12 protein-coding genes and 1 riboswitch are annotated in these 13,683 nt (G+C 34.9%); of the genes, 6 read left to right on the plus strand and 6 right to left on the minus strand.

The window, feature by feature from the left end:
• Positions 1-119: 119 nt before the first annotated feature.
• On the plus strand, positions 120-878 hold the full coding sequence (locus BM183_RS15285) for a MurR/RpiR family transcriptional regulator (RefSeq protein WP_091687741.1): 759 nt from the start codon (positions 120-122) through the stop codon (positions 876-878).
• 387 nt (positions 879-1,265) lie between these two features.
• Here BM183_RS15285 and BM183_RS15290 read toward each other — a convergent pair whose 3' ends face one another.
• The 3 genes from BM183_RS15290 to BM183_RS20785 all read right to left on the minus strand — a co-directional run bounded on the left by BM183_RS15290 (position 1,266) and on the right by BM183_RS20785 (position 2,612).
• Complete coding sequence (locus tag BM183_RS15290; protein WP_091687742.1) at positions 1,266-1,634, minus strand: hypothetical protein; 369 nt, start codon at positions 1,632-1,634, stop codon at positions 1,266-1,268.
• A gap of 73 nt (positions 1,635-1,707) precedes the next feature.
• Positions 1,708-2,439 carry a hypothetical protein gene (locus BM183_RS15295; RefSeq protein ID WP_091687743.1) on the minus strand — a complete coding sequence of 244 codons (732 nt, stop codon included), beginning with the start codon at positions 2,437-2,439 and terminating at the stop codon, positions 1,708-1,710.
• Between the two features lie 26 nt (positions 2,440-2,465).
• Positions 2,466-2,612: a hypothetical protein gene (locus BM183_RS20785; protein WP_170848038.1), complete on the minus strand. Its 147-nt coding sequence runs from the start codon at positions 2,610-2,612 to the stop codon at positions 2,466-2,468.
• A gap of 595 nt (positions 2,613-3,207) precedes the next feature.
• Between BM183_RS20785 and BM183_RS20790 the strand changes: the two genes are divergently transcribed.
• The 3 genes from BM183_RS20790 to BM183_RS15305 all read left to right on the plus strand — a co-directional run bounded on the left by BM183_RS20790 (position 3,208) and on the right by BM183_RS15305 (position 5,624).
• The gene (locus tag BM183_RS20790) at positions 3,208-3,360 is read left to right on the plus strand and encodes a hypothetical protein (RefSeq protein WP_170848039.1); all 153 of its coding nucleotides are present in this window, start codon (positions 3,208-3,210) and stop codon (positions 3,358-3,360) included.
• Between the two features lie 86 nt (positions 3,361-3,446).
• Positions 3,447-3,550, plus strand: a riboswitch (guanidine-I (ykkC/yxkD leader).
• Positions 3,551-3,601: 51 nt separating this feature from the next.
• Complete coding sequence (locus BM183_RS15300) at positions 3,602-4,330, plus strand: GAP family protein (RefSeq protein WP_091687744.1); 729 nt, start codon at positions 3,602-3,604, stop codon at positions 4,328-4,330.
• 628 nt (positions 4,331-4,958) lie between these two features.
• On the plus strand, positions 4,959-5,624 hold the full coding sequence (locus BM183_RS15305; RefSeq protein WP_091687745.1) for a hypothetical protein: 666 nt from the start codon (positions 4,959-4,961) through the stop codon (positions 5,622-5,624).
• A 218-nt stretch (positions 5,625-5,842) separates the two neighbouring features.
• On the opposite strand, the gene rlmD is transcribed toward BM183_RS15305, so the two are convergent.
• From rlmD to BM183_RS15320, 3 genes are all read right to left on the minus strand, one after another.
• Positions 5,843-7,228: a 23S rRNA (uracil(1939)-C(5))-methyltransferase RlmD gene (gene rlmD, locus BM183_RS15310; RefSeq protein WP_091687746.1), complete on the minus strand. Its 1,386-nt coding sequence runs from the start codon at positions 7,226-7,228 to the stop codon at positions 5,843-5,845.
• A 255-nt stretch (positions 7,229-7,483) separates the two neighbouring features.
• Positions 7,484-8,425: a 3'-5' exoribonuclease YhaM family protein gene (locus tag BM183_RS15315; RefSeq protein WP_091687747.1), complete on the minus strand. Its 942-nt coding sequence runs from the start codon at positions 8,423-8,425 to the stop codon at positions 7,484-7,486.
• 243 nt (positions 8,426-8,668) lie between these two features.
• Positions 8,669-10,075, minus strand: coding sequence for a S1C family serine protease (locus tag BM183_RS15320; protein ID WP_091687748.1), 1,407 nt, complete (start codon positions 10,073-10,075; stop codon positions 8,669-8,671).
• Between the two features lie 280 nt (positions 10,076-10,355).
• Here BM183_RS15320 and BM183_RS15325 point away from each other — a divergent pair, with 280 nt between their 5' ends.
• A complete protein-coding gene (locus BM183_RS15325; RefSeq protein WP_091687749.1) occupies positions 10,356-12,734 on the plus strand; it encodes an endonuclease MutS2 in 2,379 nt (792 codons plus the stop codon).
• A 31-nt stretch (positions 12,735-12,765) separates the two neighbouring features.
• Positions 12,766-13,485: a response regulator transcription factor gene (locus BM183_RS15330; protein WP_091687750.1), complete on the plus strand. Its 720-nt coding sequence runs from the start codon at positions 12,766-12,768 to the stop codon at positions 13,483-13,485.
• The last annotated feature ends 198 nt before the right edge of the window (positions 13,486-13,683 follow it).

Here is a 13,683-nt window from a genome sequence, read left to right on the forward strand (position 1 = left end):
ATACTTTTCTCATTTTCTTTGGGAAATTTCCCAATATTAATTTACCATTTTGTTTTTTTATATTTATATGTTATAATTTTTACAGTTAAAATCATTATGTTATTATATGGAGAAATTATATGAACCCTATTGAATTAATTAATCTACATGAATCAGAATTTACAAAATCTGATGAGAAAATAAAAACATTTGTCATTAATAATCCTGACTATATATCCTCTTACCCAATTGTTGATGTTGCTGCCAAAGCAGGTGTGTCCAAATCTGCCTTGCTGCGCTTTTGCAAAAAATTAGGTTATAATGGATATTCAGAATTTAAATATGAGGTTTCCAAGTACCTCCAATCTGGCAGATTTAAAAATCCAACTGTTGTTAAATCTAATATGGATATTATTGAACATTATATAAGTTGTATACAAAAAGTTCCGGCTTATATAAGTGAAGACAGCCTTATTTCTTTCGGTAATTATATTCGCAACGCTACCCGTATACGAATTTTCGGCCTTCATGAAAGCGGCCTTTCTGCAACATATTTCACATATCGTCTCGCCTCTCTTGGAATTGATTCTGAAGCAATCATACATGGGGGTATCTTTAGTGAAAAAGCCGCTTTTTCTACTACTTCTGATTTTCATATTTTTATATCTGTATCAGGTACTACCGATTGTATCACAGCAGCCGCAAAAACTTCTTTTGACCGCGGTACTCCCTGTGCAATTATTACCCAGAACAGCAAGGCTAAGTATTCCAATAAATATGATTGCTTTATTTCTATTCCTTCTCTTAACTTGGATAAAAACCAATTGTTCCTTGACTCACAGGCTATTATATTCATTACTATTGACCTGATTATTAATAAGCTATCAAAATTACTTTAACTTATCGCTTTTATAAACGATTTTCCCATAATACGCATTAAATGAACAGTAATAGTTAAACATTTATATGACAATCAAAAGTTAAAAAATGAAGCAAGTGGTTGATAGCCACCTGCTTCATTTTTTATTCATATAAAATTGACTTAGTACAAGTTCATCCTCCAATCTCGTGCCTGTGTTCTAATTCTCACTGTAACCTCACCGCTACCGGGTAGTTTCGAGACTTACGCTCGTTAGATTACGCTCACGCTAGTAGCACTATAAGGACTTTTTATCAAAAATTCTTTGGTTGAAGTATTTTTGATTTCTGCATTAAAGCTCCAGCATTACATATTAGAAATTGTATTATAAAAATTCTAGTTAGAACAATTATTATACCCATATAATTTATTGTTTTTCATCATTTATATATAATGATTTTAACTTACCCTTAATAATTTTAATTAAATGCATTTCATATTCTTGATTTGATTTATTTTCCTCATAATTAATAAACATTTCATTATTCTGGACTTTAATACGAAATCCCGTTTTGTCTTTTAATTGAAGCATAATTTGCTTAATAGCATTATTATCATACTTTACATATACTGCTTCATTAATTTTAATATAATCACTTTCTATATTCGTCATTTGAACATTTTCTTCAATCGTATAATTAAGCTCATTCCGATCCTGTATAAATAAAATTAGATATAATAATGCAATAATTGACAAAGCAATTATAACATACTTAAAATATTTAACACTACGCATATCTGATAACCTCTAGCTAGTTAAGAGCTGTTTGTTATAACAGTTCTTAACTAGCTTGTTTAGAATGAAATTATTATCTATATTCATGATAATAGTTATTATAATCTTCATTAATCGTAAGTCCTGGTTCTATACTAAATGAAATTCCATCTGCACCAAGTGATATACTTGGTGTTATACTAAAAATGGCATGTCCATATTTTATAAATCCAGCAACTTCTGGAACGCTCCCCATCTTATCCCATTTAAAAAATGCATAACCATATTTTGCCACACCTTTTTCACCACCTGGTGTGTTGTATAAATTCATGTCAAATGTATTTGACATTATTCCAGTTGGTGCATCAGGTTTCATTGAATACTTTATTGTTTTATAATATTGGTTGTAATTATCCGGATAATAATAAGATACTTGATGATAAGATTCAGAATTATAGTACATATTTTCACTAATAGAGCAAGCTACTATATCATGAAATGTCCAAACTGGCATTGTATCCCAATTCCAAGAAAGCCTACATGAAAAAGTAGTTTTTCCATTAGCATATGAGAACATTACAGGAGAATATGTCCCAATTAAAGTTGCAGCCGCTGCTCGCATTTCTGCTTCTGTTCCACTATAACTTTTAACTGCTGCTATCTTTGCATCACTATATCCTTTATCCTTTAACTTACTTTCAGAAGTTTTCTGCATACTACGCAAAAGAGCATCATAGTCAATCGCTCTTAGCTCATTAATTTGCTCTTGAGTATAACCTATTTCATATAATTCATTATCCGTAAGTGCTTGTAGATCATTAATCATATCATATTCACTAATCTTAAAAATTACTATTTCTTCATGTCCAGGTGCCACTCATTTACTACAGAACTATTGCTTTCCACATTTTCTGTAGTAATAGTATTTGCACTAACTTTAATAGAAGAAGAAATAAAAACTACTAAACATAATACTGATAAAACAAACATATTTTTCATATACACCCTCCTATTTTTGTACTTAATTTTAAAATTTAAGACTCTACATAAATTAAAATATAATTCTTTCAAATCCCACTTACTGTTTGTCAAATAACTGAGTATTTAGTGTCAAATGGCTTTCCCATAATTTGAAATGGCCGCTTACTCAATAAGTAATTTAATCGTTACACTATAGAATTGAAATAAGCTTGTTACGGTTTGTTAATATTCTTTTGATTTCTTAAACGATCTGGTTTCTTGGGTTGAAACATTAAATACAATGATGCCTGATCAGTTGATTTTCCCATTGACCTTAACGTATATTGTCTTTTCATGTACTTCCCTCCCTTCGCTTAATAGTTTTTATGTATCGCAGTTTCTTTACTCGAGTTTAGCGCTAGAAACTGTTAATACCATTAGAACAAATTAACAACCTTACACAGATGATTTATATTAATATAATAACATATAATAACATAAAAATATATTTATGAGGTACGATGTTGAAATTAATACCTATTTTTGTAGAAATTAATATTTTTTGTAATAATTCGGTAGTTTTATCAGCACGGTTTCCAGATTATAATTCGCTCTAAATAAAGGAAAATTCGTGATGGAAGGTACGCCCACGGATATTATTACTGAAATATTAATTAAGCAGTTCTTTAATCTAGCTTGCACCGTTATCAGTGTTTCTGTATCCGGGTCCCCATTTATCATACCTAAAGGAAGACATCATTTGAACGGACAAACAGATGCATTATAAAAATCAGTACTAAGGAAGGGGGCATAAATACCTCTTGACATTAATCATCCTTTTTGTTATTCTAACTTGGTAAAAAAGTTAATATAATTTAAGTTTTCTAGGGTTCCGTAATAGAAATTATTAGTCTGGTCCAAGAGAAAACGCACAGTCTTATAGATTGTGTACACGGTGGGATAAAAGCCTAGGAGTTATTTTGAATACTCCTAGGCTTATTTTTTGTTCATAAAAAGGAGGAAATAAAATGTTAGGATTATTAATTACGACAATTTTCACAAGTACAGCAGACAGCCTTAACCCAATTGCTATAACACAGCAATTTATCCTGCAGGGCATGGTAAAAAAGCCAAAACATATTTGGTTTTTTATTATACCAACCGGGGTCACAAACTTGATTGGTGAATTTCTGGCATACTTTGGCCTTATCGCTTTCATAAGTGATTTTTTCGGTAAGCTTATGAATAAATATGGACAAATGCTGTATACGTTTGAACTAATACTAGGCATTGTTTTTCTTATTGCCCTTTTTCATTTGGTTCATAATGCTAAGATTCAATCACTGAAAAGCCAGATTTCATCCTTGAATTCTGATGAAAGTAAAAGTAATGACGAAACAGAAGCTGCGAGTAAAATAAAATCTGTATCTCCAACGGCCTTACTGGCACTGGGTGTATGCGCAACCATTTCAGAATTGACAACCGCCTTGCCTTATTTTGCTTTTTTGACAATCCTTTTTAATTATCAACTTACATTTATACAAGTGGCATTCATACTTATCGTGTACAATACTATCTACACATTACCATTGATGATTTTATACTTTGTTTATGTAAAAGCCCAAGACAAGTTTGATAGTCTTTATACTATTATAAAATCAAGAATTACAAAATGGTCAAATATAATTGCTCCAACTGCCGCTGGCCTTATTGGATCTATTATGGTTTATCATTCCGTATCACTTTTATTAAAATAAATTGTTTAGTGCAAAAGCATAAAGCAAGTACCTATTAGTAACATATGGCGTGTAATAAAGAACCGTCATTCATCTTGTCAACGATGTCTTATCCATTTTTATGAGATGGATATGTTCTGCCTAAGCGGAAAAATAAAGGTTTCCAGGGACTTGCATTCCCTTCAACAACTCATACGGTATACCCAGTCCCTGGAAACCCTGTAGTTTAATTCTTTTCACTATTCTCATTTCTTCATTCACGAATCAGAACTACTGTTTCCACATCCTGAAGTACAATAATAAACTATAGGCAACTAGATCTCTTAGTGATTTTCATAGGGCTATAAAAAAACTAAGCACATAGGTTATTAAAGTCAACCTAACACTTAGCCTTTTGAAAGTTAATTATTGGCTTATCTCACTCATTTCCATAATACAAATTTAGCTGTTCTCCACCCGCGACATCAATACACCGTTTTCAGTACCTAGTTGCTGCAATTCTGATGACCAAAGTATCTACCTTGACGCTCATCTCTTATCTCTCAAAAAATCTGATGCAGCGAAAAAGTAGGAGCATTTCAGATGTAATTTTATAAGGTATTTTGTAACATATTGTCGCTTGTGGAATAATCTATATTGAGGTGATTTTATGATAGACGACATGGACATTACAAATGAAAGGTCTTATCTAGGAAAAATGACAAAAACGAATGAAATACCTGCTCCTGAATTAGTTGAGAAAACTAATAGATTTTATCAAATTCCAGTATTCCTAAGTCATCCAACCAGCGTTACTATGAATAATCTTCAAATAAGTTTTTTAATTCGCCTTATGAATGAATTAAAAAAGGAATTATTATTTCCAAGGACCCTCCCAAATACGGAACAATATCCAGAGTCTACTATGACGAGTATACGAAGAATGGTAAATTCAAGCTTTGGAATGATAACTTTAAATCTTACTAGAAGGAAAGTAGAAGTAATTGAAACAAACGGTGCAACTGTATATGATAATGACATCGGAAAACAATTTTGGACAGGATCTGTTTTCTCCTTTATTGAACCGGCAATGGCATACCAAAAAGGTCTTCCTGAACTATTTATTACTGAAGCAGATGTTTCCGAACAGGATGTTAATCAACAAGGAGGTATATTTCCTTTCCGTGTTTTAATATGGGACTCCTCCAAAGGTATTGATTATTTCTTCGCAAGTGTAGAATGGAAAGAAATGCTGCAGAACTGGGCTGCAGAAGTAAGAAGCGGTTATTATATTCAAACCCGTTCAAAATATGATTATATCGGTGAATGCCAGTAATTAGTTGATATATCCCATATGATATAAATACTTATGAGATTCAAACATGGCCATCGGTTTCGGTGGTCATGATTTCTGCTTTGCCCTCCTCAATCTAAATCACTTAATACATCTCTCCAACATTAAAAATTAGAGCTTTCCCAGTACAAAAGCCTCCATTTTTCTTTCGGAAGCTCCAATACTTGAAAGCCCTGTATTTATTAACAATTTCAGTTCATCTATCTCTCTACCCTTGATATTAATACTACCGTCTCCACATGGATACTATGCCCAAATTGATCCACTACCTGAATTTTAGATATCTGATACTCTTTATCACACAGATACTTTAAATCCCTTGCCAAGGTAGCCGGATCACAGGATACGTAAACGATTCTTTTTGGTGCCATAGCCAGGATGGTATCCAACAGACTTTCCTCACAGCCCTTTCTTGGGGGATCAACTACAATCACATCTCCATAGACAGAATCTTCTTTATATTTTTTAGGTAGTATCTCTTCTGCTGCCCCTACATAAAATTCTGCATTGGTGATATGATTTATCTCTGCATTTTTTCTGGCATCCTCAATTGCCTGAGGAACAATCTCAACACCATACACTTGTTTTGCTTTCTGAGCCAGGAACAAGGATATGGTTCCGATTCCGCAGTATAAATCCCACACTGTTTCTTCTCCGGTAAGACCTGCATACTCCAGGGCTGTTTCATATAGTACCCTTGTTTGAATTGGATTCACCTGATAAAAAGACAACGGAGATATTTGATACTTAATGTCTCCGATATAATCCGTAATATAGGGTTTGCCCCATAGGGTTTTTATTGTATCACCTAATATTACATTGGTTTTTTCTCCATTAATATTAAGACTGATACTTGTCATATGAGGTATCTGACAAAGGCTTTCAATAAGCTGCTCCTTATGGGGAAGTTCATTACCGTTAACAATTAAACATACCATAATTTCTTCTGTAGTAAAACCTACACGAGTCAGGATATGGCGTACTAAGCCCTCATGTTTTTCTTCATTATAAACACTAATATGATATTCCTCTAAAAACTGACGAACCCTTTGTAAAATCTCATCATTCACAGTTGCCTGAATATAACAATGGCTGGTATCTATAATGGAATGAGTCCTTCCCGCATAAAAACCAATAACTACTTTGCCATCTTTATTGATGCCTACCGGAAACTGGGCCTTGTTTCTATAATAAAAAGGTTCCTCCATTCCTATGATCGGTTCCATTATATTTTCCTGACTGAATGTGTCAACAGGAAATCCGCCTATTCTCTCAAGACAGTTCTTTACTTTATTTTGTTTATATTCCAGCTGCCTCTTATAATCCAGGTGCTGTATGCTGCATCCACCACATTTATCTGCAATGGGACATTTGGGGGTTACCCGGTAGGGAGATGGTTCTATGATTTCTATCAGTCTTCCATATCCGTAGGACTTTTTTGTCTTCATTAGTTTTGTTTTAATTCTGTCCCCCACAAGAGCATTCTTTACAAAGATGGTATAACCCTGATATTTCCCAATTCCTTCTCCATCTGAACCCATATCTTCAATGTCTATTATTATTTCATCATTCTTATTAACTATCATCTATGTCTCCATAAATTATCTGATTTTTCTTTTTATATATTTTCTCACAGAAGATTATAAGATATCCCCTAAGAATTGAATCCCAACAACTTTACCGATTACAATTATTCTTAAAACAGCCATTTCCAATTGCAACCACTTCTCATTTCAAACATATATGAAAAACGGCTGCTTTTTCAACACTTGCTCTGTACTATATGGCTTGCTCACCTTATGTCATAGAATCGGTAGATCTAAAACTCATTAAACCTTATGTTATATAGTCGTTCTTCTTATATTGGATTCAAAAAAGCGGTTGTATCCAATCCAGTCACATTTGACATCTGCACCTTGCAATATTTCAGTCATAGTCTGCAATTTAGCATCTGCATTATCAGCAAAATTGAGAGCAAAAGCCTCTGCTATAGCCGGTTTTTTTGGTGATCCGTATTCCAGTTCACCGTGGTGGGACAGAATACAATGTCTTAATTCTAATGCCAGATGTTTTGGAAAACCCGGAATGGTCTGAATTCTATTTCCTAGAATTTCAGCACCTATAAATATATGTCCCAATAATTGGCCTTCATCAGTGTAATCATTCTCAGGAAAAGAAGACAATTCTTCCATCTTGCCGATATCATGGAACATGGCAGCCGTTATTAATAGGTCTCTATTTATAATGGGGTACTGACAGGCAAAATAATCACACAGCTTAACAACACTTAGAGTATGTTCCAATAAACCGCCGATAAAACCGTGATGAACGGTTTTGGCAGCAGAATGTTTCTTAAATTTATGAATAAAAGCGGTATCATTCACAAAAAAGCTTTCCGCAAGTTTTCTCAAATGTGGTTCCTGTAATCTACTGATATATTTTAATATTTCACTGTACATTTCTTCAATATTTTTGTTCGTAGAAGGTACAAAATCAGCTGGATTATATTCCCCCTCCTGACTTCTTCTGACTCGTTCAATATTTAATTGAAGTGCACCCTGAAAACAAATAATTCTTCCTTCCACGTGTATATATTCCATAGCTTCAAATTCTTCAATACCATTATGAAGCTTCCACACTTTACCGTCAAGATTTCCGCTTTTGTCTTGCAGTGACAAGGAAAAATAATCATTACCTGCCTTAGTCATTAAATTTCTTTTTTCCTTGCAGAGATAGGTTTCGGATATAATATCTCCTTCACGCAAATCCTTAATATATTTCATTCTGTTACTACCTGACCTTTCTAATCTCACATGTTTATATTGTACACTATTATTACATAGAATCAAAGTGGTTATTTTCCCTAATTTCAAGGAAGCCCAAAAGAAAAACCACTGAAAAGTACCTTTGCTGTCCATAACTTATGTCCAGCCTGGTCATTGGCACTTTTTCAGTGGTATATAATATCACTTTCATGCTATTTAAATATCTTCTCTAAAAAACCGGAGCTTCACTTTTAGTTCATATCAGTTATTTTTTTTCTCCAAAACAACATCCAGAGTTAAATCCTTTGCTTCATTCTTAGTGCCACGTTTTACTGTTATATGAATGGGTGCTTTCGGTTCATATAAGGAAATAATGTTATAGAAAGAATTCATGGAACTAATAGGTGTTTCATTAACGGTAAGTATAATATCACCGCTCTTTAATCCGGCTTCCAAGGCAGGGGATTCCGGTTCTACTTCTGTAACAGAAATTCCGCTTACAATGCCTGCTTTTTCTAAGGCATCCGCAGTCATGTCAATACCCTTTATTCCAAAATAAACACGGTTTTGATTATTTACCAGGCTTTCGATAATCTTTTTCATTCTGGAAATTCCTATGGCGGTATTCACATTCTCATTGACTTCATCCTTTAGGACCTGTGTAATGATTCCGATTACTTCCCCTTTCAGGTTTATGATGACTCCTTCACCATTCTTGTTGTCATTAATGTCTGTATTAAATAATTCTATTTTATTATCGGTAATATATGCGCTATTTCCTTTACTGGTAATGGCTCCAAGTTCCATTGAACCTACATAACCATTGGGATTACCTAATGCGATAATGGGAGTTCCTACAACAAGAGCAAAGGATTCTCCTAATTTAGCAGGTTTTATATCTTTTCGGTTTTGTTCCGGAATATCTTTTAATTTTACCCCAATGGCTGCAATATTCAGATCCGTATCATAACTTTTCAGGGCTCCTTCTGCTTCAATGGAGTTAAAGAAAGTAACCTTAATGCTGTTGGCCTCTTTAATCTTGTCTAAACTAACCAAAATAAGCAGCTCAGCGCCATTATCAGCCACAATTACCCCGCTGGTAACCTTTATAGCCTCATATTCATTTTTAAACCAATCCAGGCCCTTACTTACACTTGTTACGGTAACCATGGACCGGTTGGCATGATTGGCAATAGACCTTAATTCTGCGTAAATATTAGAATAATCTTCTATAGTTGCAGGTATGAATTTCTCAATAACCACAGTCTCAGGATTATGTGCCTGTTCCCCAGCGGTACCCTCATTGGTATTTTCTCCCCCTGTGGAATTCTCATTGCCTGGGTCTTGTCCGTTATTACCCTCTGTATTTTCCTTATTTTCCTCTGTTAAACCGCCAGAATCAGGATTTGTGTTATCTTTATGCTCATCATCCGGTGACATAGTTGGAAATTCTACTGTCTTTTTATCCTTATTCACATTCAGAAACCCATTCAACTTAGGAACAGAAATACAAAATGCCACACCTGCTATAACACCAAATATACATCCTAATACTATCGTCCAGACTAAGGAAAGCAGCATCCTTTTCCACCTGCTTTTCTTTTTGGATGTGATCTGTTCTTGAATAAAAGAAAAATTATTATCCTTGTTATTATATTCATCCGACATCTTTATAAGTATGCTCCTTTCAAAGTCCGTAGATATATATAGACAAATCTACGGTGAGAAGAATGAAATTCCTTCCACCTCTCCTTTAGGACAATCCATAAGGCTATTTTATCACCGACTTATGAACAATATATGAATGTTTTGTAAACATAGGGAAGGTTTATAGCTACTTTTGAAAATATAGTTTTAATTTTGTGTGAAATAAGGTAAAATAGGTAATGACATCATATCAAATACTCTGCAATTTGGCAATATAGTTTGTAAATGAAGGAGGATTCCTATGAATTCCAAAGTATTAAAAACCTTAGAATATAATAAGATTATAGATAAATTAACAGAACTTGCTGGTTCCAGAATGGGCAAGGACTTATGTGCTGCCCTTCTTCCCAGTGATGATTTAGAGGAAATCAACCTAAAACAAAAGGAAACCAGTGATGCCTTGTCCCGTATCTTTAAGAAAGGCAGCCTTGGCTTTTATGGACTGCACGACATACGTTCTTCCTTAAAACGTCTGGAGATTGGTTCTACCTTAGGCGCAGGAGAATTGCTGCATATGAGTTCACTCTTAGATGCAACCCTGCGGGTAAAAGCCTATGGATGCAGAGACAATGAAGAAAACAGCCAGGATTCTTTAGACGGGATGTTTACCTCTCTGGAGCCATTGAGCCCTTTAAACAACGAAATCAAACGTTGTATCATCAGCGAAGAAGAAATAGCTGATGATGCAAGTCCCACTTTAAAGGGAATCCGCCGTTCCATGAAAATAACCAATGACAAAATCCACGAACAGTTAAATTCCATCGTTAGTTCTTCCAATTCAAGAACTATGCTTCAAGAGAATATTATAACTATGCGAAACGGAAGATACTGTATTCCCATTAAACAAGAATACCGCAGCCAATTCCCCGGAATGATACATGATCAATCTTCCTCCGGCTCCACCTTATTCGTTGAGCCAATGGCTGTTGTAAAATTAAATAATGATCTAAAAGAGCTGGCAGTTAAGGAACAGGAAGAAATCGAGAAAATATTGGCTGAATTAAGTAATTTGGCAGGTATGGAGATTGAAAAACTTTACAACAATGTAACTACCATGGCTCACTTGGACTTTATATTTGCCAGAGCCAATTTGTCCAAGCAAATGAAGGGCAGCGAACCAAAATTTAACGAAAAGGGAATTCTTAACATTAAAAAGGGAAGGCACCCTCTGATAGATGCAAAGAAAGTGGTACCTATTGATATCCATTTAGGAAAAGACTTCAGCCTGTTAGTAATAACCGGGCCAAATACCGGTGGTAAAACCGTATCCTTAAAAACAGTAGGTCTATTTACCTTAATGGGTCAGGCAGGACTTCATATACCCGCCTTTGACGGTTCACAGTTAGCAGTGTTTGAAGAAGTTTATGCGGATATCGGTGACGAACAGAGTATTGAACAAAGTTTAAGTACTTTTTCCTCTCATATGACCAATACAGTATCCATACTGGAACATGCCAATTATAAGTCCCTTGTATTATTTGACGAATTAGGAGCAGGAACCGATCCAACAGAAGGTGCTGCTCTTGCTATGGCTATCTTGTCTAATCTTCATAAGAGAAAAGTAACAACTATGGCAACTACCCATTACAGTGAATTAAAAGTATATGCACTGTCTACGGAAGGGGTAAGTAATGCCTGCTGTGAGTTCGATGTGGAAACTTTAAGACCAACCTATCGTCTTTTGATTGGAATCCCCGGCAAGAGTAATGCATTTGCTATCTCTTCTAAGCTAGGTTTACCAAATCACATCATTGAAGATGCAAGTAATCTCATTGGTAAGCAAGATAAAAGCTTTGAGGATTTAATCAGTGATTTGGAGCAGAGCAGAATCACTATGGAAAACGAGCGGGAGGAAATCACTGCTCTTAAACAGGAAGTAGAACAACTTCGTAACCGATTGGCTCAAAAGAACGAAAAAATAGATAAAGCAAAAGAAAAAATATTAGAACAGGCAAATGAAGAAGCCAGAAAGATACTTCAGGAAGCTAAAGATTTTGCGGACCGTTCCATTAAGAACTTTAATAAGTGGAATGCAGAAGGCGGCTTCAATAAAGATATGGAAAATCAGCGAGGGGCTTTAAGAGAAAGATTATCGGAAACGGAATCTAAACTTTCCATAGGAAACAAACCAAAGCAGCGAAAGGTTTTAAAACCAAAAGATTTTAGACTTGGCGATGCAGTAAACGTACTGAGTTTAGGTTTAAAAGGAACAGTAAGCAGTCTTCCTAATGCAAAAGGAGATTTATTCGTTCAAATGGGAATATTAAGATCCCAAGTGAATATAAAGGACCTGGAGCTAATTGATGAACCGGTTATTACAGGACCTACATTAAACCGTACAGGAAGCGGTAAAATCAAACTATCTAAAACTGCTTCTATCAGCCCGGAGCTGAATCTAATCGGTAAAACCGTAGATGAAGCACTTCCTGAATTGGATAAATACTTGGATGATGCCTATTTATCACACCTTCCAAAGGTAACCGTTATTCACGGCAGAGGTACAGGTGCTCTTAAGAATGCGGTTCACACTTTCCTTAAGAAAGCCAAATATGTGAAGTCCTATCGTTTAGGAGACTTTGGAGAAGGCGGACAAGGTGTTACCGTAGTGGAATTTAAGTAACAGGTGCTAAAGCGCCAGAATCGAGGTAGTAATGGCTACGAAACAAAAAATTTTAATTGTAGATGATGATGTAAATATTGCCGAATTAATTTCTCTTTACTTGACAAAAGAATGTTTTGACACCTTAATGGTTCATGATGGAGAAGAGGCTATAAAAAGCTTTGCTTCTTATGAGCCTAACTTAATATTATTGGATTTAATGCTGCCCGGAATTGACGGATATGAGGTATGCCGTGAGATACGTAAGACCTCCTCTGTCCCAATTATTATGTTATCTGCCAAAGGTGAAATCTTCGATAAAGTATTAGGGCTTGAACTGGGAGCAGATGACTATATTATTAAGCCTTTTGATTCAAAAGAATTGGTAGCCAGGGTAAAAGCGGTATTGCGCCGTTTCCACCCTGCTGCAGCAAAGCCAGCAGAACCGGAAGTTCCTGAGCAAACAGGGGAATATGTTTCATACCCTGATTTGATTATCAACCAATCCAATTATTCCGTACAATACTACGGTCATACCATTGAAATGCCGCCAAAGGAGTTAGAACTCTTTTATTTCCTGGCTTCCCATCCTAACCAGGTGTTTACCAGAGAGCAATTATTAGACCACATCTGGGGATACGAATACATAGGTGACACAAGAACCGTAGATGTTCATATAAAAAGACTTCGCGAAAAAATTAAAGATCACCCCAGCTGGAGTTTATCAACTGTATGGGGCATTGGTTATAAATTTGATGTGAAGAAGAATTAAACTTTGTTTCTAATCTATGTAAAGATAGAAACACATCATAGAACCTGTCATTTAACGTTGTTCAGAATGGCAGGATATAATATTAATATACTGTTCTCATAACAAATAGAAAGACCAACTATTAAAAGTCAATAGGTAAGTGAAAAAGTTTTTGAATATCAGATGTAAATTTATGCATAACAAAAAGACCTGTTTTCA

Source organism: Anaerocolumna aminovalerica (genome assembly GCF_900115365.1).
Taxonomy (GTDB): domain Bacteria; phylum Bacillota; class Clostridia; order Lachnospirales; family Lachnospiraceae; genus Anaerocolumna; species Anaerocolumna aminovalerica.

Coding starts and splice junctions, on each gene's coding strand:
- BM183_RS15285 (WP_091687741.1), top strand. CDS start 120: ATGAACCCTATTGAATTAATTAATCTACATGAATCAGAATTTACAAAA.
- BM183_RS15290 (WP_091687742.1), bottom strand. CDS start 1,634: ATGCGTAGTGTTAAATATTTTAAGTATGTTATAATTGCTTTGTCAATT.
- BM183_RS15295 (WP_091687743.1), bottom strand. CDS start 2,439: ATGATTAATGATCTACAAGCACTTACGGATAATGAATTATATGAAATA.
- BM183_RS20785 (WP_170848038.1), bottom strand. CDS start 2,612: ATGAAAAATATGTTTGTTTTATCAGTATTATGTTTAGTAGTTTTTATT.
- BM183_RS20790 (WP_170848039.1), top strand. CDS start 3,208: ATGGAAGGTACGCCCACGGATATTATTACTGAAATATTAATTAAGCAG.
- BM183_RS15300 (WP_091687744.1), top strand. CDS start 3,602: ATGTTAGGATTATTAATTACGACAATTTTCACAAGTACAGCAGACAGC.
- BM183_RS15305 (WP_091687745.1), top strand. CDS start 4,959: ATGATAGACGACATGGACATTACAAATGAAAGGTCTTATCTAGGAAAA.
- rlmD (WP_091687746.1), bottom strand. CDS start 7,228: ATGATAGTTAATAAGAATGATGAAATAATAATAGACATTGAAGATATG.
- BM183_RS15315 (WP_091687747.1), bottom strand. CDS start 8,425: ATGAAATATATTAAGGATTTGCGTGAAGGAGATATTATATCCGAAACC.
- BM183_RS15320 (WP_091687748.1), bottom strand. CDS start 10,075: ATGTCGGATGAATATAATAACAAGGATAATAATTTTTCTTTTATTCAA.
- BM183_RS15325 (WP_091687749.1), top strand. CDS start 10,356: ATGAATTCCAAAGTATTAAAAACCTTAGAATATAATAAGATTATAGAT.
- BM183_RS15330 (WP_091687750.1), top strand. CDS start 12,766: ATGGCTACGAAACAAAAAATTTTAATTGTAGATGATGATGTAAATATT.